Source organism: Alteromonas sp. McT4-15, assembly GCF_020515205.1.
GTDB lineage: Bacteria > Pseudomonadota > Gammaproteobacteria > Enterobacterales > Alteromonadaceae > Alteromonas.
The window spans coordinates 93828-116654 of the sequence record NZ_JAJALG010000005.1 but is presented as its reverse complement, the minus strand read 5'-3'; the positions used below and the strand labels follow the sequence as shown (position 1 = coordinate 116654).

Below are 22827 nucleotides of genomic sequence, written 5' to 3'. Positions count from 1 at the left end.
CAACAATGAAGTCGATTACACCGTTTTAAAAACAAAAAATGCGTGTTAAGCACAACAGAATCGAAGGCTTGAACACGCATTTAGCAAGGGCTAATGCCCTTTACTGTATAGACAATCTACTTCTTATGTCTGCTCCAGTAATCGTTTACCGTTTCTTTCATTTCTTTGCACAGTAGCATAATGCCAAAAAGGTTCGGTAGGGTCATTACCACAATGGCAACAGCAGACAACGCCCACACAAGGGTAGTATCAGAGAACGCTGCCCAAACGAAACCGGCAACATAAATGACGCGATATGGCATAACTGAACGCGGCCCTAGTAGGTAAGTCATAGCACGATCACCGTAATAAGACCAAGCAATAGCCGTTGAGAACGCAAACAACATTAAGCCGATTGACACAATGTACTGCCCAAAATCGCCAAAGAAACCGCGGGTAAACGCGATAGTAGTCAACGCAGCAGAATGTACCAGAGACTTACCGCTTACTTCTAAGTTTTCTTTAACTGGCTTTCCATCGACAATCTTCAACGTACCCGTGAAAAGATCTTCACTACCGACAGAATATTTTACATCTTCAGCAACTGAACGAGAATTTAGCAACGTAAAGCCATCGCTTACTGCTGTGCCATTAACTACGGTAATTGACCCCGTATAAGCTTCTACTGCATTGCCCTCAACTTCATTAAGGTAACCGTATAGCTTATCGACATCGGCCTGCTTGGTGTCATCATACTGACCCGCTACAAAGAACATATCCGAGCGGTCAAAGACATTCTCGTGTTTTTCTTTCCACACGCCAGAAGACAAAATAACAAGGCCCGTCACAGTACAAATCAAAATCGTATCGATGAAAGGCTCAAGCAACGACACCATACCTTCAGAGGCTGGCTCTTTGGTTTTTGCGGCTGCGTGAGCAATTGGCGCTGAACCCTGACCCGCTTCGTTAGAAAACAGACCACGGTTTACACCACGATTAAATGCATAAGCTAGAGACGCACCTAAAAAGCCACCCGCAGCTGCGGACCCAGTAAACGCATCACCAATTACACTTGCGAATGAAGGACCGATATTTTCTAAATTCGCTAAGATAACGGCCAGCGCACCAATTAGGTAAATCACTGCCATCACTGGCACAACTCGCGCGGTAAACGCGGCAATACGCTGAATACCACCAAGAATAACGAGCGCCAGTAGAATACCTAGCACGCTCCCTACCATCCAAGGCTCAAATCCAAATGTCGCCTCAATACTTTGCGCAATACCATTACTTTGAGGAAGGTTACCCGTACCAAAAGAGCTAACAACCGTAGCGATGGCAAATGCAACCGCTAGCCATTTCATGTTTAAGCGACGGTCCATGTAATACATAGGGCCACCAGCCATAGTGCCATCTTCTGTTTTCACACGATATTTATGGGAAAGCGTAACCTCAACAAATTTGGTCGTCATACCTAAAAATGCAGTAACCCACATCCAGAATAATGCTGCTGGGCCACCTAAAAAGATAGCGAAAGCTACGCCAGAAATATTACCGGTTCCTACCGTGCCTGATAATGCCGTGGTTAGCGCACGAAAATGCGTGGTGTCACCTGGATCGCTCTCTTTGTCGAATTTACCCGTAACAACTTGCCACGCGTGCTTGAAGAAACGAATTTGTGGAAACTTAAGATAGACAGTGAAAAATAGACCGACGCCTAATAGCACGTAAGGAAACCAAAACGCGCCTCCTAGAAAGCCATCTAACATCGTTAGAAAACCGTATAACCCTTCCAAGGTACTTCCCCTTTTTTATTATGATTACTTATTTATTGTGATTATTGTCGTAGCTTTTTGATTCGAGAGCGTTTAGGGCAACCTAACTGCAATACAAAAAGCGACTTTGAACGCACTAAAAGGCCTCTTAAAGAGGCCTTTTTAACAGAAGCTCGTGCTTCTAACTATACTTTCTTAGCCTTTCAGCTTTTTTACTACCGCATTAACGCCAATAAGTAAATCTTCACCTAACTGTCGACTGCGCTGAACAGACCAGCCGTAGACATCATCCGGTACATCAGCGTTATCCTTAAATGGCATTTCAACGGTATACGCCATACATTTGAATTTTTCACCAACCGCATTTGACGCCACGGTTAGGTTTGCCTTACCCGGCTCATCTTTGTCATAACCAAATTCATCTTGGAATTCAGGCGTAGCATTTAACAGTGCTGATTTGAAGGTGTCTTCTAGCGCTTTAATATCGTCGTTGTAACTAGGGTTCCCCTCGCTGCCCGCAACAAAGTTGTACGGCAATGCCTCATCACCGTGCAAATCTAGGTACATATCTACACCAATTTCAGACATAGCATTTAGCACATAAAGAACTTCTGGGCTTTTTTCTGCACTCGGCGTTGCCCATTCACGATTTAGATTAGTGCCTACAGCATTAGTACGAAGGTGACCTCGCGCGCTTCCATCAGGGTTCATGTTCGGCACAATGTAAAATACAGCGTTATCAAGCAACTGTCGCGCCAAACCATCTTGCTCGTCGAGCAAGCGGTAGATAATACCCTCCGCGCACCACTCAGCCATCGTTTCACCAGGATGCTGACGCGCAGTGATCCACACCTTTTTCTTTTCAGGTGTTTCTTCTCCAATCACAAGCAATGACATGTCGCGGCCATCGAGCGTAAGACCTAAGAATCGATGTTCACATAACAGTGACATTTGCGCATCGTGCACAAGGTCCAAATGACGCTCGTAGCTATACGGAATAAAATACGCAAAGTAGACACTAGGCTGTTCTAGCGTTAGTGAGAATGAAAGATTGTCGCCGTCAAAATCACTTGGAATTCTAAACCATGTTTGACGGTCGTAAGATGCAAGAACGTTGTACCCCTTCCAACCTTCAGGGTAAGCAGATTTCGCTAGATTTTCGATTGTCATTGTGTGAGTAACAAAGGTTTCACCGACCAAACGAAAATGGAACCACTGAGCAAACTCTGACTGATTGTCTTTGGGAATAGCAAGACGAATGTCTTCTGGTGATTGCGCCTTAACAACTTCAATGTTGCCGCTGTCGAATTGACTTGAGATATGCATAGACTGTCGTTTTCCTCATTATTTGTGCGCTAATTTAGCATAGACACCAATACAAATACCACGCGGACAAGAGGGTTTTATCACACTAAAAGTAAACAAATTGTTTACACCAATAAAAAACCGACCTCGTGGGCCGGTTTTTTGAACAATTTAGTGGTTTACAACCGCGTTGGGTGAACCTTTTTGCTGCTTAAAGTGGCAGCGTAGGAAAGCTTAATCCAGCCATATCACGTACAACGCGCAGTACCTGACAGCTATAACCAAATTCATTGTCATACCACACGTAAAGTGTAAGGCGGTTATCTGCTGCGATTGTTGCTTGAGAATCAACTACCGATGCAGCGCGAGAGCCAACCAAGTCTGTTGATACAATCTCTTTACTTGCAGTGTAGTCAATCTGGTGTTGAAGTTTTGAGAACAACGCCGTATCGCGCAAGAACTCATTTACTGCAACGCGGTCTACTGATGTCTTAAGGTTCAAGTTAAGGATAGCCAATGACACATTAGGGGTAGGTACGCGAATTGCGTTACCCGTTAGCTTTCCTGCCAACTTAGGGTACGCTTTCGCCACAGCTTTTGCCGCCCCTGTTTCAGTGATAACCATGTTTAATGGCGCACTGCGACCACGACGGTCACCTTTGTGATAATTATCGATAAGGTTTTGGTCGTTAGTGTAAGAGTGCACGGTTTCAACGTGACCGTTGTCTATACCGTACTCTTCGTCAAGCGCTTTAAGCACTGGCGTAATAGCATTGGTTGTACAGCTCGCAGCAGAAACAATGGTGTCTTCAGCTGTGACTTCTTCGTCGTTTACACCGTGAACGATATTTTTGATGTCACCTTTGCCCGGGGCAGTCAAAATTGCTTTTGCAGCGCCTTTCGCTTTTAGGTGAAGACCTAGACCATCGCGGTCACGCCAGATACCTGTATTATCAATAATGATTGCATTATCAATTCCATATTGCGTGTAGTCTACTTCATCAGGGCTGTTAGCGTAGATCACCTGAATGTACGAGCCGTTTGCTTTAAGTGCGTTGCGCTCGTGATCAATAGTGATGCTGCCGTTGAATGGACCATGTACAGAATCGCGACGCAGTAAACTTGCACGCTTTTCAAGATCGCCATCGCGACCGCCGCGCACTACTATAGCGCGCAAACGAAGTTTATTATTTTTACCCTGGCGCTCAATTAACAAACGCGCTAATAAACGACCTATACGGCCAAAACCATATAGTACAACGTCTTGAGGCTTCTGATCGTCCTCTTTACCGGCAACGTCATTTAGTTTTTCGTTGAGGTAGGCCGTAAGGTCGTTGTTGTCAACCGCAGAACCATAATGGAAATCGAAGGCTAATTTGCCAATATCAATTTGCGCTGGCGCAAGTTGCATATTGCTTAACGCTTCTAAAATTGGGTAGCTTTCACGTAAACGTAGTTTAATACCTTCGTGCAGGCGCACTTTGCGATGCGCTTTAATAACATCAATGGCACTAGCGTTAAGTAGCGAGCGGCCATAAACTGAAATTTCTACTGCCTTATTTCGGTATAACTTACCAATAAGGGGCAACATCATTTCCGCGTATTCCTGACGCTCTTGCCAGCTGCTTTGTAATTCCTGCTCAAACTGTTGATTCATGCTTCTGCCTTCATCGATAAAAAATTGCGTTAGTTGCACGTCAGCTTTTTATTATTTTTAGGGTACACTAGGTGAGGTTTCGTCTGACGGTGACGAGCAGTATCTTAAATAAACACACAAGGATGACCAAATTGTTGATAAGTTTCATAATGCCCATAAAAAGCGCGTTGAACGCTGCATTATTTAGTAAGTTTCCAACAAACTGGCGCAATAAAATAAGAACGGTGTTGGCAAGTATTTTGACAGTGCCCCTTTTAGCGGGGTGCGGTGATTTATTTGAACCGACAATCAGCGAGATTTGCGAAACGCACAGTGAGCTATGCTTAGACTTAAGCTTAGATGCACGGTGCCGTTTTGAGCGTGCCGATATCATTCGCCTTCGCTATTACAATCAAGACAATAAAGACGATGCCTATAAGTATCCTCTGTTATTGCATTTTGAAGAGTATTTAGAATGTGTCGAAGAGGTACAGCATATAGAACATGTTAAACGCAAAGGTAAAGAAGCCACACGCTTAAAAGGCGTTATTACCGCGCGCAACGAAATAAAACGGTTAAGCCGAGAGACTAAAACCTCCCTTGACCCTTACCTTTCTTATTACCACTGGACACGATATAACGACCAAGATGCGTTTCATCGCTTTGAGCGCTTTGCCGCGAGTGATCGCGTGACAGACCCCGAACTATTAGTTTCTCTTGCCTCTGTGCAAATTAAAACTGATCAACAGCGTGCCTTAACAACTCTGTATCGAGCGTTAGGTCTATACACTGACAGCGACAATATTGATATTGGCATTTACCATTCACTAGCAAGCATTGGTATGGATAGCGAAAACTATCGATTAGCTTACGTATGGTATGGCGTTGCAGAAGAGTTTGATGATGCATTACCGAGTATTCAGCGCGAACAACTAGGAAAAACCTATGATCTCCCTGTTGATATTCTGAACAACATTATTGATGACATCACAAGCGCGTTAAACAGCAACACGTTCAACGCCGAAAAACTTAAGCTAAATAAACTCTAATTTCTGAAAGTTACTTTCACAAAAATTCATTACTAAAAACAAAAAAACCGCCTTTTATAGGCGGTTTTTTATATCATTTTGAAAGTGGCCACGAAAAGCGCTCACTTTTTAACCAGATGTTTACCTTATTTCAGGTCAAGCTGTGTGGCGCTAGCCTTTTACTACGGTGTTATTTTCACCCTTAAAGGTCATTGAGACTGAATTCACACAGTAACGTTGCCCCGTTGGCTCAGGACCGTCCGGAAAAACGTGACCTAAATGCGAACCGCATTGCTTACAGAAAATTTCTACTCGTCGCATGCCATGAGATAAGTCCTCTCGATAATCAACATTTCCATCTTCTAACTGTTTGTAAAAAGATGGCCAACCACAACCAGCATCAAACTTGGTATCCGACGGAAACAATGGTGCCTCGCAACACTTACACACATATAGGCCATTTCGCGTTTCATCGAGCAGCGCGCCCGTAAATGGTCGCTCTGTGCCCGCCTCTCTGCATACGCGGTATTCTTCTTCACTGAGCGTGTCACGCCATTGGGTATTCGTTTTTGACATACATTACCTCTTACAATGAAAAAAGGTGTACTTGCTGCCAAATACACCTTTGAATGGTCTTGTTACGCCTAAAATTCATTATCTAAGTGCGTCACTTGTTTTAAGCTCGAGTACTATTTTTTAATAGCAGTTTGTGGACGTGAAGGATCACTCCATTCGATGTGATACTTCTTACCTGCTGGCTTGTCTATACGTTGATAAGTATGCGCGCCGAAATAATCACGCTGCCCTTGCAGCAAATTAGCGGGTAACACAGCAGTACGATATGAATCGTAGTAGCTCAACGCCGACATCATCGATGGGCACGGCACTCCAGCTAGCGTTGCTTGTGCTATTGATTCACGCCAGTCTGCTTGGTATTGAGTGATTTGCTCTGCAAAATACGGATCCATAAGCAGGTTGGCCAAGTCTTCATTGTTTTCGTACGCTTTAGAGATCGACTGAAGAAATACGGCGCGAATAATACAACCAGCGCGCCAAATTTTGGCGATTTCACCAAACTCTAACGTCCAGCCGTGCTCTTTACCTGCCATTGCCATAAGCTGGAAACCTTGAGCATAGGCACAAATTTTAGAGCAGTATAACGCTTGTTCAAGCTTGTTAATGATAGACATTTTCTGTTCATCATTGAACACTGGGGCATCAGGACCAGCTAGTACTTTGCTTGCCGCTATGCGCTCCTCTTTTAAGCTTGAGATGCTACGAGCAAATACAGCAGAGGTAATGGTTTGCGCAGGGCTACCAACTTGAAGCGCACTCACTGCGGTCCACAGCCCTGTACCTTTCTGCCCGGCTCTATCGAGAATAACATCAACAAGGGGCTGCTTGGTTTCTGGATCAAGTTGCTCAAGAACTTCGGCGCTAATTTCCATTAGGTAGCTATTGAGTTTGCCTTCATTCCAACGACGGAAAACTTCAGCTATTTCAGCAGGCGCCATGTGTAATGCTTGGCGCATTACGTGGTACGTTTCACAAATAAGCTGCATGTCAGCATATTCAATACCGTTATGTACCATTTTCACATAGTGTCCCGCACCAACAGGCCCTATGTATGTCGCACATGCCTCGCCTTCTAACACCGGTTTTCCTGGTGTGTGGCTTTCTAAAGGTTTGCCTGTTTCAGGATCAACTTTAGCGGCAATTGACTTTAAAACGGGTTCAATGCGTGTCCAAGCATAGGGATTGCCCGACGGCATCAATGAAGGGCCGAAACGTGCACCTACTTCGCCACCCGAAACAGCGGTAGAGAAGAAAATAAACTTACCCTTATATTGCTCTTCACGAGCAACAGAGTCTGTCCATAAGCTGTTGCCGGTATCTACGACAATGTCATCAGCGTGAATGCCCGCATCAATTAGGTGGTTGCAAACATGATCTACCGGGTCGCCCGCTGGTACAGAAATAATGATAAGATGAGGGGCTTTTAATTTGCTCAAAAGCTCGGTGTAAGAACTGCAGCCTTCAACGCGAGGTTCAGTGTTTTCACCTCTTTCACTTGCGTCTTTTGCTAGAATGGATTCAACTTTGTTTTGATCTAAATCGAAACACGCTACGCGGTATCCGTGATCAACGAGGTTCATGGTTAGGTTGCTACCCATCACCCCCAAACCGATAAAACCAATGTCGCACGCATTATCATCGTGCGAATTACCACCTTTATTTTGCATAGGAACACCCTCACATTTCAGATGGGAGCGCATGATACCACCTGAACTCATAAAGAACAGCCAAACATCAACAATTTAGTACGGTATGCCGTATTTGTCGCCAATGGTAAATGTATTCGCCACGTTTTTTACTATTTTTAGGTATGTCATACCTAAAACGATGCGTAATTAAACTTGGTGCTATGCGTCAAAGCTGGCGAAACTGAACAATGTCAACGACGAACTCGCTTGAAGAAATACTTTCTGGATACAAATTGAAGGCTGCTCTTCAAGTGACGCGTAACGCGTATCTAAATGCATCGTCCATCCACCTCGTGGTAAAACAGATGGCAAGTGAAAGCGTACATCATTTTCGCTCGCATTAACGCATAAAAACCAATGCTCTGGCTTTTGTGTTCCCGAAGGACACCCTTTAATCTCTACGCCAAACGCTTTATTGTGCAAAGCATTCCAGTCTTCTGACGCTTTATCGGAGCCGTCTGGTTTATACCAATTTATTTCCTTAACGTTTCGCGACAAATGATAAGTATCATCGTGTAACTTGAGCTCGCTTAATAAAGACGATGATTGCCGCAATCGAATGACATACTGACAAAAACGCAAGAAATCTTGCTTGCGCTTATTAAGCTCCCAGTTAAACCAACTAATGGGATTATCTTGACAATAGGCATTGTTGTTACCTTTTTGCGTACGACTTAGTTCATCCCCACCAAGAACGTGCGGCGTACCTTGAGAGAAAATCAGTGTGGCAAACAAATTGCGTTTTTGTCTCTCGCGCATAGTAATAATGTCTGGGTTTGATGTTTCCCCTTCAACACCATAATTGGCTGACAGGTTGTGCCCGTGCCCATCGCGATTTTCTTCCAAATTGTCTAGGTTATGACGCTCTGCGTAGGTCACCATGTCGTGAAGTGTAAAACCATCGTGGTACGAGATATTATTTACTGACGCGCTGATATGGCGATGACCTTTATGAAAGATATCCCGCGACCCCATCAACCTTGTCGCAAAGTCAGCTGTTACGCCGTCGTCACCACGCCAAAACGCTCTCACGGTGTCGCGATATTTGTCATTCACCTCAAGCCATGGAGAGGGGAAATTACCAACCTGGTATCCGCCTGGTCCAATATCCCAAGGCTCAGCCAACAACACTTTATTTTTCAGCACAGGGTCACTGCTAATAGCACGCAATAGTCCGGATTTTTTATTGTATTGCTGAGGTTCACGCCCTAGGCTTACAGCAAGGTCAAAGCGAAAACCGTCTACGCCTATAACCGATACCCAATGACGCATTGCATCTAAAATCAGTCCCATCATAAAAGGTTGTGCGGTGTTAATTGTATTGCCACAGCCTGAATGATTCGAATAAACCAACTCTCCCGTTTTAGTTTGCTCTAGGAGATAAGCTTGATAAGGGCAAAAGCCTTTGTATGACAGTATCGGCCCTCCCTTCCCTGCTTCTGCGGTGTGATTAAACACAACGTCCACAATAACCTCTAGCCCAGCGCGGTGATATGCAGCCACCATCTCTTGCAATTCAGCTAGTGCGTCGCTGACGCCATAGCGCGGCTCTGGAGCAAAGAAGTTTACTGGGTTATATCCCCAGTAGTTGGTTAATCCTTTCTCGGTAATAAAGGGCTCAGGCATAAACGAACACAGTGGCATGAACTGTACTGTTGTTATACCTAATGCCTTCAAGTGCTTGATAACACTGGGATGAGCAGCGCCTAGAAACTTGCCTTGGTGCGCTTTTGGTACGTCCGGGTGTAGCTTTGTAAGTCCTTTGACATGCGCTTCATAAACAATACGCTTGTGCTTGGGTACCTTAGGTGATGTTATGACTGGTTTGGCGTAGGTTTCATCATCAATAACGATACACTTAGGTATCATAAATTGAGAATCATGCTTGTATTGTCTGGCATCCCACTTTATCGGGCGACTAAGCTTTTTAGCATATGGATCAATGAGCAGTTTATGCGTGTTTGCAGCATGAAGACCGCCCTCGCCACGCTCTACGCGATACCCATAAAATTGCCCTGCTCTTACACCACTAAAATAGCCGTGCCAGATGTCACCGGTTTTCTCAGGCAGTACATGCTCAACGGTCGCTTCTTCAGTATCTTTGTTAAAAAAGCACAGTATAACGGCCTTCGCATCGGGCGCATAAACTGCAAAATTGCATCCATCAGGTGTCGGCGTTGCCCCAAGAGGAAACGCCTCACCCACACTATGTTCTGCAGCAAGCAAATTTTTGCGATGTTCGTTCACTTGTCTCTCTTAAACTATGTGATTGTGTGAAATTTATTCATCTTCTGTGACATAAAACACAGTAGAAAGCGGCGGCAAATTAATCTCTACTGAATGCTGTCTTTCGTTCCACGGTGTTGGTGTCGATGTTACGTGTTCCATAACCGCGTAGCCGCTCCCCCAATAAGCACTATCATCAGTATTAAGTGCTAACGTCAAACGGCAAGCATCATCCACGCCAATTCTAAAATTGTTGCGTGGCACCGGCGTAAAATTCGATACTACGTATACCTTTTGACGGCCGTTTTTCGCAGAACGGACAAAAGAGACTACGCTCTGCTCTGCATTATTGTGATCAATCCACGCAAACCCTGCAGGATTATGGTCCTGTTCATATAGCGCTGGAGTATTTTTGTAGAGATGATTTAGCGCTCTGTAGAGTGCTTGTATTCCCGCGTGCTTATCAAAGTCAAGTAAGTGCCAATCTAAACTCGCATCATGATTCCATTCGCGTGATTGTCCAAGCTCATTGCCCATGAAATTGAGTTTTTTACCTGGATGACCGAACATGAAGCCTGCGTAGCAGCGAAGGTTTGCGGCTTGTTGCCACTCGTCACCAGGCATTTTACGCAACATACTCCCCTTTCCATGAACGACTTCATCGTGAGAAATGGGCAGCATAAAATTTTCGTCAAAGGCATACACCATGCTGAACGTAATGTCGCCATGATGATAGTTGCGATAAGCAGGGTCTTTGGCGATATAGTGAAGGGAGTCGTGCATCCACCCCATATTCCATTTGAAACCGAACCCTAACCCACCGTCGAATACAGGACGGGATACTTTAGGAAAAGAAGTAGACTCTTCCGCAATGGTCATTGCATCAGGGAAATGCTTGTACACTTCTTCATTCATCCACTTGAGTAAACTAATCGCTTCGTAGTTTTCGTTGCCGCCATCTACATTCGGGATCCACTCGCCGTCATTACGTGAATAATCCAGATATAACATTGAAGCGACTGCGTCGACACGCAAACCATCTACGTGGAATTTATCCAACCAATACAGCGCATTAGCGACTAAAAATTGACGGACGGTGTCTTTTCCAAAGTCGTAAATACACGAGTTCCAATCGGGATGCCATCCTTTACGCGGATCTTCATACTCATAAACACACGAACCATCAAAGCGAGCAAGACCATGACCATCTTCCGGAAAATGCGCAGGCACCCAATCTATGATAACGCCGATACCGGCTTGGTGACATCGGTCAACAAAGTACTTAAATTCGTCTGGATTTCCGAAGCGACTTGTAGGTGCAAACATCCCCACGGGTTGGTAGCCCCAAGAACCGTCAAAAGGGAACTCAGAAATAGGGAGTAATTCTAAATGGGTATATCCCATATCACTGACATAACCAATGAGATCGTCAGCGAGTTCGCGATAAGAGAGATAGCGCGCGTCACTGTCATCTCCAGGACGCTTCCACGACCCCAAATGCACTTCATAAACACTCATTGGCGTTTCGTACTTATTAACGCTACGCTTTGACATCCAAGTGCTGTCGCCCCACTCATAATTGTTGTGGTTGTACACTTTTGACGCGTGTGAGGGATACTGCTCAGCGCTAAACCCTAACGGGTCAGCTTTGTGCGGTAGGTCATGGCCCCTCGCATCCTTAATTTGGTATTTATACCGTTCACCTTCAGCTAGCTCTGGAACACATAAAACCCAGTAACCCATTGAAGTTTTTTCCAATGGGTGTAAGCGCCCGTCCCAGCCATTAAAGTCACCAATAACAGATACCGATGAGGCATTTGGCGCAAACACACAAAATCTGACACCGGCGACCGTGGTGCCCTGTTCGTCACCAAGCGAGATTAGCTGCGCGCCAGCTTGTTGATACAGGTTTGAGGGACTAGCATCGATATAATGAACAGCATGAAAGGCATAGTCAGTAAATTGATAAGGGTCGACATAATCGAATTGCCCGTTGTCACTGTCGACAAACACGCGATATAGGGCCTTCGCTTGTAGCTGTGAAATACGCCCTTCGTAAAGACCACCACCGTTAGATTGCAGAGTAACGTCTGCTAGCGCTGCACTTTCCCATTTGACTGTTACTGACTTTGCGTCTGGACGATAAACGCGAAGTAAGTACTTTCCTTTGTCTTCTAAAACACCTAGTTGAGAAAACGGCTGTGAACATAATACCTGCTCTAACTGCTGCGCTAATTGCATTCGCTACTCCTATTAAAAACCCGCACTAAAGCGGGTTTGTTTTAGTAAAGCGTCAATAGTGACGCTTTATCTTACTCGATTAAGAAGCCTTTCGTCACTCCTTAATTTTTACCGGCCTTATGACGCGCTACTTGTTGCCGCTCGCCTGCTTTCTAGCGTGTGTAAGCTTAGATGCTAAGTCGTTAATGTCATCTCTGTTGAACATCGATTCGATGTTTTCAGTAAGCTTTCTGCGCCAGTTAGGATACTCATCGAACGTACCTGGAATATTTACAGGCTTATCCATCTCAAGCCAATCTTCAAGTTGTAAACTCAACAGCGCACTTGAACCTCCCGCCATGTGAACTTGCATCCCGTTGTTAAGCTCTCGGTTCATGCCGGTGTAATTCACATCGCGACCTACATGTTCTGCTACAGAGCCGTGTCCATGAAGCGTATCAAGAATGGCTTGTTTGTTTTCATGTCGATCTGCGTAAAGTGTCTGCAAAATCTCTTCTGTTGGATAAAGCCCAATTTCTTTGCCTAACTCTAAGTCTAGGCAATGCCAATACCCAATTAATGTCGGCATGTCATGCGTAGTCAATGTAGACATTGATTGAACTGGGTAATGACTTGGCGAGAAGAAACCGCCATCTTCCGCTTGTTCGAAAAAGAATACACGGTAAGAGTAAACACCGTTTTCAGCCAGCTTACTACGAATCTCTTCTGGTACTGTTCCGAGGTCTTCTCCAATGACTAAACTTTCATTGCGCACGCTTTCAAGCGCCAAAATTCCCAGAAGATCGTCTACCGGATAATAAACATAGCCACCGTCTTTAGCATTATCGCCTTTCACAACCCACCACAAGCGCAAAAGTGCCATTACGTGATCGATACGAAGTGATCCAGACGATGCCATATTTGAAGCAAAGAGGTCGATAATGGGTTGATAGCCTTGCTCGTAAAGCTTGCGAGGGTCCATCGGAGGTAGGCCCCAATTTTGACCTAGAGGGCCAAGAATATCAGGCGGTGCACCAACACTTGCATCTGTACAATACAAATCTTTATTGCCCCAAATTTCAGCGCTGCCTTCGCTTACCCCTACCGCAAGGTCGCGGTACAGACCAATGGTCATGCCAGCTTCAGTTGCCTTGTTGCTAGCAGCCTCGAGCTGCTGTGCAGCAATCCATTGCAAGAACAAATAAAATTTAACGTCTTGCTCGTTGGCCTTCTTGAATTTAGCAACCGCTGGGTTGTGGTAGTCTTTGTATTCTTTTGGAAATACTGGCCAACCCCAGCTTTCTTTGCCTTCTGCTTTTAGGTGAGACTGCAGCGCGTCGTACACTGCCAACATGTCTAGGCTCTCGCCACCTGCTTCAACAAACGCTTTAAACGCTTTGTTTTGCTTTGTGTTTTTGCGTAGATATTTGGCATCATAAACATCGAATACTGCTTTAAGCGCAGCAAGTTTTAGATGAGCAACGGCTTCATAGTCAACATGCTCAACATTGCGAGCATGGGCAAGTGTTGCATTAAAGTCATCGCCTGTCACAACATCCTGCACCGATTTATCGTCATAACCTTCAACTGCGGTTACATCGATATACAAATAGTTTAACCAGCGGCGTGAACTTGGACCATAGGGTGAGCAGGCATTTGGGTTTGCGGGATACAACGCATGGATGGGATTAAGGCCAATAAAGTCTGCACCAACGCTTGCTGCTTTTTCGATAAGCAATGCTAAGTCAGAAAAATCACCAATACCCCAGTTTTTCTCACTACGCACACAATAAAGCTGTACGCTAAGGCCCCAAATTTTTTTGCCGTCTTTGATTTCTTGCGGGGTGTAGCACGCTTGTGGTGCGCAAATTATGCGCGATGTCCCTAATTGGTCATCATCAGCCATCAGCACAACATCGTGGTAACCGAGTGGTAAATCCAAAGGCAGGGTTACAACGTATTCATGAAACTCTACGTCGTCTATGTGTGCCATTGTTGTCATTTCTTGGTCAACCGGCGTAAAACGATGTTCAAGTACATCACCATTTTCACAAGTCACAACAAGCACATGTTCGTCATTAACTAATTCAATTGGAAGTCGAACTGCAAGGTTAATGTCTTCGTGAGAACGAACAACTTGAACAGGATTAAGCACAGAAAGCCAGACTGATTGAATGTCTTTGGCAATTTGAGACTGTATTTTTTCGTCACTTGAGGTGTCATAACCTAATACGTTAAGCAACTTAGCTTTGCTTGATTCTGCGATGGTTGCAGGTTTACCCCATGCGTCAACATATTGGGTTTCGATTCCCCGCATTTCAACCAGCTGTTGCAGAAGTTGTTGTGTCATTGTGTGTCATTCCTGTTATTTGGTGAAAAACGCATCAAAGAGAAAGCATAGTGCGTCTACAAACAATTTTTTAACATTATTCTAGAAACAAGGCTTTGGCGAAATCTGAATACGATTGCAAAAGCCATTGTTCGTAATTTTGCAACACTTTAGCTTTTTATTTTGCTAATTATGGCATTTTGATCCATACTTTACGTAATTTATTTTCATTTTATTTAAATAATCGGGGTACGTTATGACAATTCGCATCGGTATCAATGGTTTTGGCCGTATTGGACGTTTAGTAATGCGCGCGGCAGCAGAGCGTCAGGACATTGAAGTTGTAGCTATTAACGACTTACTAGACACGGACTACATTGCTTATCTATTGAAGTACGACTCGACACACGGATTATTCGACGGTGATGTAACCGTAGACAACAATAACCTTGTTGTAAATGGCAAGACTATCCGCATTACGTCTGAAAGAGACCCAGCAGCACTAAAATGGGACGAAGTGAACGTAGATGTAGTTGTTGAATCTACAGGTTTGTTCCTTACCAAAGAAACGGCTGCTAAGCATATTGAAGCTGGTGCCAAGAAAGTTGTTATGTCAGCACCTTCTAAAGACGACACCCCAATGTTTGTTATGGGTGTTAACCAAGATAGCTACGCTGGCGAAACAATTGTTTCTAATGCGTCGTGCACAACGAACTGTCTTGCACCACTAGCAAAAGTATTAAATGACAAATTTGGTATTGTTGATGGCCTAATGACAACAGTGCATGCTACAACAGCAACGCAAAAAACTGTTGATGGTCCATCGATGAAAGATTGGCGCGGCGGTCGCGGTGCAGGTCAAAACATCATTCCTTCATCAACAGGTGCAGCGAAAGCCGTTGGCAAAGTAATTCCAGCGCTTAATGGTAAATTGACGGGTATGGCGTTCCGCGTACCTACGCCTAATGTTTCAGTGGTAGACCTAACGGTTAACCTTGCAACACCGACAAGCTACGAAGATATTTGTGCGGCGATGAAGGCAGCGTCTGAAGGCGAACTGAAGGGCATTATGGGTTACACCGAAGATGCGGTCGTTTCTAATGACTTTATTGGTGACGCTCGCACATCGGTATTCGACGCAACTGCTGGTATCGCGCTAACTGACACATTTGTTAAATTAGTATCGTGGTACGACAATGAATGGGGTTATTCAAACAAGGTATTAGACCTAGTTGCCCATATTTCTAAATAAAAAGTATCATTTAGAACAAATATTTAATTAACTTGTTGTAAAGTTGAGTTAATCTAAAAGGTGTAAGCAATGAGCTTGCACCTTTTTTGTTTTCCGAGCGCTAAATACTCATTAGTTTTCTATAATATAAAGTAACGCTTGCGCCTTTTGTTTCCGTGACAATCACTCGTGCTCTGTCACTTCGTTTTTATAAACGTTTGTCCAAGGAGGGTTTATGCCGCCCGTTAATTCAGTGAACGTTAGTGAGTCTAACGGACTGACTTTTTTAGATATTGAAAATAGTAACGCTGTAGCCCGAATTAGTTTATTTGGCGGTCATGTGCTGTCATATGTACCTAAAAAGGACAATAAAGAACGTTTATGGGTGAGCCCTCATGCTTACTTGAATGGAGAGCGCCCGATTCGCGGCGGTATTCCTGTTTGCTGGCCATGGTTTAGTGACGACCACGGCAGAGAAAAAGGCGCCCTACCCGCTCATGGTTTCTTGCGTACACAAGTATGGAAATTAATTGATTCTAGAGATACTGAATCGGGTACTGAAATTATACTTTCTCCAAGTTTTTCACGTGCAGAAGGCTTTGAATATGACTGTGCGGTACAACTTGTTATACAGGTAGGTAACACCCTTAGCGTCTCTTTGGAAACTCAAAACACAGGTGTAGTGCCCTTTGACTACAACTGTGCACTGCATACTTATTTCCATGTTGACCACATTCAGGACACTCAGTTAAAAGGTATGCATGGAGAGTTTAAAGATAAGTTGGATGATTGGGGGCTTAAACCTACGCCCTCGCCCTATTTAATTACAGGGGAAACAGATCGCATCCATGTAGAGGCGATTGAAAATGCAACAATTGAAGTGAGCAATCAAGCATTTACGTCGGTAAATTCTCAAGGTAATGACTCTGTCGTGGTATGGAATCCATGGCAAGGCGCAGCTTCTATCTCAGATATGGATCCATTTGGTTACAAGCATATGCTATGCGTAGAATCGGCGATTACAAAAGGAAAAACGCTTGCCCCTGGTGAGCGCCACGCGCTGACGCAAGTTATCGTTCCCCTCTAAGCACATCCACTATTTTTACGGGAATAAAAAAACCTGCCAAATGGCAGGTTTTTTATTTGAAAATCAGTACACCTGATATTACTTTGCGGCGCCAGCAACCGCTTCTTTTGCCAATTGCGTTATACGTGCCCAATCACCCGCCTCAATGGCATCATCTGGTGCTAACCACGAACCACCTACACACTTAACGTTATTTAGTGCTAAGTAGTCGTTGTAGTTATTTGGACCAATTCCACCCGTTGGGCAGAATGTCACGTCAGGGAAAGGACCGCTGATTGACTTTATGGCTTTCACACCACCAGATGCTTCTGCTGGGAAGAATTTCATATGTGTGTAGCCTGCATCTTTGCCTTTCATTAAATCAGACGTAGATGAAATACCAGGAATAAGCGGAATTTCGGCATCCATACCCGCTTTCAATAAGTCAGCTGTCATCCCAGGGCTGATTGCAAACTTCGCTCCTGCTTCTACGACTGCTTTCAACTGCTGAGCATTGGTTACCGTGCCTGCTCCGATAAGTGAATCTGGCACCTCTTGTGCAATGCGTTTAATCACATCTATTGCAGCAGGCGTACGCAGTGTCACTTCCAGTACTTTAATTCCACCTTCCATTAGCGCTTTTGCCAAAGGTACAGCTTTTTCAACATCGTTGATAACCAATACAGGTACCACAGGACCGGCTGCAAAAATTTCCTCTGGTGAGTATTTCCATTTCGTTGTCATAATTTAGCTCGCTGTATTTTGATTCAGATAAGCAGCAGCACCAAGAAGACCATGGTCAGGCTCTGCTATCAAATAGGTAGGAATGTCTTTGACGTAATGTTTCATTTGCCCTTTTGCTTCAAAACGTGCTCTAAAGTCACTGTTTTGGATAAACTCAGGGAAACGATTTGCGATACCGCCACCAATAAAAATGCCGCCTGTTGTCGCCATGTTCAATGCCAGATTTCCCGCAAAACTGCCCATAATGCGGCAAAATTGCGTCAACGTGGCTTCAGCTAATTTACAGCTTCCCGACAATGCCGCTTCTGTGATTTGCGCAGGCTCGGTGAACGTCACCGGCTCACCGGCATGTTTAGCTAGTGCGGTATAGATATTATGTAGGCCTCGACCAGACATAACTTCTTCAGCAGAAGCTCGACCAAACGTTGCCTGTAGATGGCGCCAAACAATGATGTCGGTCTCATCAACAGGAGCAAAGTCCACATGACCGCCCTCACCGTCTAAGGTTTGCCAACCTGACGTTGTCATTGTGATATGTTCAACGCCAAGCCCTGTACCTGGGCCAAATACCGCAATATTACCGTTAGGTTTTGCGTTACCCTCACCAATTTGGACAACTTGCTCGTCACCAAGCACAGGCAATGAGTGCGCCACTGCAGTAAAATCATTGATTACATACAGCGCGTTCAACTTTAATTGAGAACGAAGCGCGTTTTGTGAAAAAGCCCAACTGTGGTTGGTCATTTCTACCTGATCGCCAAGTACCGGGCACGCGATAGCAATACACCCTTCGGTAAAAGCATATTCGGGCATATCAGCAAAATACTGTGCTATTGCCAAATCGATACTGGCAAAGTCATTACACATGTATTTTTTAATATCAGCCACACCAGATTCGGTCACGCGCGCTAGACGTATGTTAGTCCCGCCTACATCTGCGACAAACTTCTGCCCCATTATGCTTGCTCCTGTGTGTAGAACAGTGAACATGCACCTTCTTCTGCACCCGTTAGCATCGCGCGCATTCCCGCAAACATTTCACGGCCCATGCCGACATGATGCTTTGCAAGATTCGCAGGTTGCGCTTCACGTGCAGCTAGCGTCGCATCATCAACATGTAGTGTTAATTCGCCAGTCACGGTGTTTAATTCGATTAGGTCGCCGTCGTGTACTTTTGCAAGCAAACCGCCTTTGTAAGCTTCTGGTGTTACATGAATTGCAGCTGGTACTTTACCCGATGCACCAGACATTCTGCCGTCTGTCACCAATGCAACTTTAAAGCCGCGGTCTTGAAGTACACCAAGTGGCGGTGTTAATCGGTGTAGCTCAGGCATACCAATGGCAGAAGGCCCTTGGAAGCGAACCACTACGATACAATCTTTATCGAGCGCACCAGATTTAAATGCTTCGTCAAGTTCAAACTGGTCTTCAAATACAACTGCAGGCGCTTTAAGGGTGCAGTGAGGCGTACGAAGTGCAGATGTCTTAATTACGCCACGCCCTAAATTACCGTCAAGAACGCTCAAACCACCGTCTGGTTTAAATGGCGCTTCCACAGTTGCCAATACTTCTTTGTCCAATGATTCAGTAGGACCATCACGCCACTCAAGCTCGCCATCAATAAGCACTGGCTCTTTGGTATAGAAATCTAAGCCTTCACCACAAATGGTTTTCACATCGTTGTGCAGTAGACCGGCATCAAGTAGTTGTCTAATTAAGAGAGACATACCGCCTGCGGCAACGAAGTGGTTGATATCAGCAGACCCGTTAGGGTAAATGCGCGTAAGTAGTGGCACTGCGTTTGAAATGTCTGAAAAATCATCCCAGTTCACGATATAACCAGCAGCACGAGCAACGGCAATCAAGTGCATAGTGTGGTTTGTTGAACCACCTGTAGCTAACAAGCCTACGAGTCCGTTTACAATCGCCTTCGCGTCTACAATGTGGCCAATTGGCGTGTAATTATCACCCAAATCAGTTAAGCGTGTTGCTTGCACTGCAGCGGCTTTTGTTAGTGCATCACGTAATGGCGTGCCTGGGTTTACAAACGACGAGCCAGGCAGGTGTAAGCCCATCATTTCTACCACTAACTGGTTAGAGTTAGCTGTACCGTAGAACGTACAGGTTCCCGCTGAGTGATAAGACTGCGACTCAGCTTCTAGCAATGCGTCGCGACCTACTTTGCCTTCAGCAAACTGCTGACGTACGCGTGCCTTTTCTTTGTTCGGCAAACCAGAAGGCATTGGGCCTGCTGGAACGAAAACTGTTGGAAGATGGCCAAATGTCAAAGAACCAATTAGTAGCCCTGGTACGATTTTGTCACAGATACCCAACATCAACGCGCTATCAAACATGTTATGAGACAACGCAATAGCTGCGCCCTGCGCAATGTTATCGCGGCTCATCAGGCTTAAATCCATACCTGATTGACCTTGCGTTACGCCATCACACATTGCCGGAACACCACCAGCGAACTGTGCCACACTACCAACTTCTTTCACCGCTTCTTTGATAAGCGCTGGATAAGTTTCATAAGGCTGGTGAGCTGAAAGCATGTCGTTATATGCAGAAACAATCGCCACGTTGGCTTTTGTCATAGAGCGAAGATCTGCTTTTTCACTTGTACCACAGGCAGCAAAGCCGTGGGCTAAGTTACCGCATGACAATGCGCCACGGTGCGGACCTTGACGTCGTGCATGTTCAATTTTCTCTAGGTACGCCTTACGGGTTTCTTTACTACGCTCGATGATTCGTTGCGTAACTTCAGCAATTTTGGGGTTCATAATCGTCTCCTATGGCGCCCACATCAAAGTTACCGGTGCTCTATTCACAACGGCAGTGATGGGCTTTTGCGCTTCGGTGGCATTTTCAATAGCGTCTAGCAAAACATGCTTCTTCTTTTCACCAGTAAGGTGCAAAAAGATATTACGGCTATTGAGCAACGCTGGTAGCGTCAATGAAATACGTTGGTGAGGTGCTGTTGTAGGTTGAACAGCAATGCACGTTCTGCCGCTGTCCATATTTAAGCCGTCTAGCACTTGCTCTGAGCATGGAAAAAGTGACGCCGTGTGGCCATCTTCACCCATTCCTAGAATTAACGCATCGAAAGGCTGAGACATTGCTTCAAGGTTTTTCTCTGCAATGCTCACACCGTCTTTTGCATCTTCTGCTTCGCTTTTTAACTCGATAAAACGAGCTGCCGCGGCTTTATTTTGAATTAAGTTCTGCTTTACTAGACTGGTATTACTCGCCTCATGGCTTTCTTCAACCCAGCGCTCGTCAGCTAATGTAATATCAACTTTATCCCACTCTAGGTCGGTTTCGCTGAGTTGCTTGAATAACGCCAATGGAGTACGTCCACCGCTGACCACAAGTGAAGCGCGACCACGGGTTTTAATGCCCGTTTTAAGGATACTTACTAAGTCTTCTGCAAACGCATTGGTCAGCGCATCAGGAGTTTCAAATGAAAGTGTTGTTAACGCCATCTTATTTCTTCTTCGCTGTTTTGCTTTCATACCAGCTGCGGTTTTCACGCGCTAGTAAACCAATTGAATCTACAGGTCCCCATGTACCAGCTTGATACGGCTCTGGTGGCTCGCTTGATTGCTTCCACGCTTCAAGAATAGAGTCTACCCACGTCCACGCCTGTTCAATTTCATCGCGGCGAACGAATAACGCTTGGTTACCCAACATGACTTCTAGTAATAGCTTTTCATAGGCATCAGGGATTCGCTCGTCTGCAAATGCCTCAGAGAAACTCAAGTTAAGCTTAGATTTTTGCAAATCCATAGAACCTGAACTCGTAAGACCCGGTACTTTGTTCATTACCGTGATTTCAACACCCTCATCAGGCTGTAAGCGGATTACTAACTTATTAGGTGGAAGGTTCTTGAAGCTGTCGCCAAACAAGTTGTGAGGCTGACGCTTAAAGTAAATAACAACCTCACTGACCTTTGTTGGCATGCGCTTACCTGTACGAAGGTAGAATGGCACACCAGCCCAACGCCAGTTGTCAATCTCAGCCTTGATAGCCACAAACGTTTCCGTTCTGCTTTGTGTATTAGCGCCCTCTTCTTCAAGGTAACCAGGCACTTCTTCACCTTTAACAAATCCAGATGTGTACTGACCGCGCACGGTACTATCGTTGATGTTGAATGAGTTAATAGGACGCAGCGCTTTAAGTACTTTCAGTTTTTCATCGCGAATGCTGTCAGCGTCAAGTGTTGTCGGCGGCTCCATTGCGACCAAGCTAAGGATTTGTAGCAAGTGGTTTTGCACCATATCGCGCATTTGACCTGCGTCATCAAAATAACCCCAGCGCCCTTCAATACCAACCGATTCAGCAACTGAAATTTGAACGTGATCGATGCAATTATGATCCCAGTTCGTCGCAAAAATTGAGTTCGCAAAACGCAATGAAACCAGGTTAAGTACGGTTTCTTTGCCAAGGTAGTGGTCAATTCGATAAATTTGTTTTTCGTCGAAGTATTCAGCAACTTGCTCATTAATAACTTTTGACGATGCCAAATCGTGGCCGATTGGCTTTTCAAGCACGACACGCACGCTTGAGTCGATAATCTTGCAGCTGTGCAAACCACGACAAATATCACCGTAAATCGCCGGTGGTGTTGCAAGGTAACACACCATGGTGCGCGTAGGGTCAACATGGTCATCAAGAACGCAATAGCTCTCTACGTCTTTCATATCAACACAAGCATAATGTAAACGCGCTTTCATGCGTGCCCATGTTTCTTCACATAAGTTCTTTTCACCAAATTTGATAAGGTTTGTGTGAACTTCTTCAACGTACTCGTCTAAAGACATTTCCTGACGCGCAACACCAACAATAGTGGTGTCTGGATGCATCAAGTTTGCTTTTTCAAGCTGATATAATGAAGGCAATAACTTGCGTCGTGAAAGATCACCCAATGTACCGAAAAGTACAAAATCACAGGGTTCGTAGGAATTATCCAATACCATATTCGTCGACCTTTTAAATGTATGTGTCCGCGGCGTATTGTACA

Annotated in this window: 16 protein-coding genes; 3 read left to right on the top strand and 13 right to left on the bottom strand. The window is 44.9% G+C overall.

Annotation, left to right across the window (positions count from 1 at the left end; translation table 11 throughout):
- Positions 1-116: 116 nt before the first annotated feature.
- The 3 genes from LHL20_RS06110 to LHL20_RS06100 form a co-directional block, all read right to left on the bottom strand.
- Positions 117-1775: an alanine/glycine:cation symporter family protein gene (locus tag LHL20_RS06110; protein WP_226432656.1), complete on the bottom strand. Its 1659-nt coding sequence runs from the start codon at positions 1773-1775 to the stop codon at positions 117-119.
- 174 nt (positions 1776-1949) lie between these two features.
- The gene (locus LHL20_RS06105) at positions 1950-3080 is read right to left on the bottom strand and encodes a M14 family metallopeptidase (protein WP_202261790.1); all 1131 of its coding nucleotides are present in this window, start codon (positions 3078-3080) and stop codon (positions 1950-1952) included.
- Between the two features lie 190 nt (positions 3081-3270).
- Complete coding sequence (locus tag LHL20_RS06100) at positions 3271-4716, bottom strand: glyceraldehyde-3-phosphate dehydrogenase (protein WP_159626034.1); 1446 nt, start codon at positions 4714-4716, stop codon at positions 3271-3273.
- Between the two features lie 149 nt (positions 4717-4865).
- Here LHL20_RS06100 and LHL20_RS06095 point away from each other — a divergent pair, with 149 nt between their 5' ends.
- Entirely contained in the window at positions 4866-5744 is an 879-nt protein-coding gene (locus tag LHL20_RS06095; protein WP_226432655.1) for a DUF2989 domain-containing protein, read from the top strand.
- A 150-nt stretch (positions 5745-5894) separates the two neighbouring features.
- Here LHL20_RS06095 and msrB read toward each other — a convergent pair whose 3' ends face one another.
- From msrB to malQ, 5 genes are all read right to left on the bottom strand, one after another.
- Positions 5895-6299 carry a peptide-methionine (R)-S-oxide reductase MsrB gene (msrB, locus tag LHL20_RS06090; protein WP_159626038.1) on the bottom strand — a complete coding sequence of 135 codons (405 nt, stop codon included), beginning with the start codon at positions 6297-6299 and terminating at the stop codon, positions 5895-5897.
- A 113-nt stretch (positions 6300-6412) separates the two neighbouring features.
- Positions 6413-7966, bottom strand: coding sequence for an NADP-dependent phosphogluconate dehydrogenase (gene gndA / locus LHL20_RS06085; RefSeq protein WP_226432654.1), 1554 nt, complete (start codon positions 7964-7966; stop codon positions 6413-6415).
- A 180-nt stretch (positions 7967-8146) separates the two neighbouring features.
- Positions 8147-10234 (bottom strand): glycogen debranching protein GlgX, encoded by a 2088-nt coding sequence (gene glgX, locus LHL20_RS06080; protein ID WP_226432653.1) that lies wholly within the window; start codon positions 10232-10234, stop codon positions 8147-8149.
- A 33-nt stretch (positions 10235-10267) separates the two neighbouring features.
- Entirely contained in the window at positions 10268-12454 is a 2187-nt protein-coding gene (gene glgB / locus LHL20_RS06075) for a 1,4-alpha-glucan branching protein GlgB (RefSeq protein WP_226432652.1), read from the bottom strand.
- Positions 12455-12581: 127 nt separating this feature from the next.
- Positions 12582-14783: a 4-alpha-glucanotransferase gene (gene malQ / locus LHL20_RS06070; protein ID WP_226432651.1), complete on the bottom strand. Its 2202-nt coding sequence runs from the start codon at positions 14781-14783 to the stop codon at positions 12582-12584.
- 235 nt (positions 14784-15018) lie between these two features.
- On the opposite strand from malQ, the gene gap reads away from it, so the two are divergent.
- Together gap and LHL20_RS06060 are read left to right on the top strand one after the other, a co-directional pair.
- On the top strand, positions 15019-16014 hold the full coding sequence (gene gap, locus LHL20_RS06065; protein ID WP_159626048.1) for a type I glyceraldehyde-3-phosphate dehydrogenase: 996 nt from the start codon (positions 15019-15021) through the stop codon (positions 16012-16014).
- Between the two features lie 214 nt (positions 16015-16228).
- A complete protein-coding gene (locus LHL20_RS06060; protein WP_226432650.1) occupies positions 16229-17080 on the top strand; it encodes a D-hexose-6-phosphate mutarotase in 852 nt (283 codons plus the stop codon).
- A 78-nt stretch (positions 17081-17158) separates the two neighbouring features.
- Here the strand turns inward: LHL20_RS06060 and LHL20_RS06055 are convergent, their stop codons facing one another.
- From LHL20_RS06055 to zwf, 5 genes are read right to left on the bottom strand one after another with little or no spacing between them, the layout of a single operon-like run.
- A complete protein-coding gene (locus tag LHL20_RS06055) occupies positions 17159-17803 on the bottom strand; it encodes a bifunctional 4-hydroxy-2-oxoglutarate aldolase/2-dehydro-3-deoxy-phosphogluconate aldolase (protein WP_159626052.1) in 645 nt (214 codons plus the stop codon).
- A 3-nt stretch (positions 17804-17806) separates the two neighbouring features.
- Complete coding sequence (locus LHL20_RS06050; protein ID WP_226432649.1) at positions 17807-18760, bottom strand: glucokinase; 954 nt, start codon at positions 18758-18760, stop codon at positions 17807-17809.
- Entirely contained in the window at positions 18760-20586 is a 1827-nt protein-coding gene (gene edd / locus LHL20_RS06045) for a phosphogluconate dehydratase (RefSeq protein ID WP_226432648.1), read from the bottom strand. The genes LHL20_RS06050 and edd overlap by 1 nt, the downstream gene beginning before the upstream one ends.
- A gap of 9 nt (positions 20587-20595) precedes the next feature.
- Positions 20596-21288 (bottom strand): 6-phosphogluconolactonase, encoded by a 693-nt coding sequence (gene pgl, locus LHL20_RS06040; protein ID WP_202261796.1) that lies wholly within the window; start codon positions 21286-21288, stop codon positions 20596-20598.
- Position 21289: 1 nt separating this feature from the next.
- Complete coding sequence (zwf, locus tag LHL20_RS06035) at positions 21290-22783, bottom strand: glucose-6-phosphate dehydrogenase (protein WP_226432647.1); 1494 nt, start codon at positions 22781-22783, stop codon at positions 21290-21292.
- Between the last annotated feature and the right edge of the window lie 44 nt (positions 22784-22827).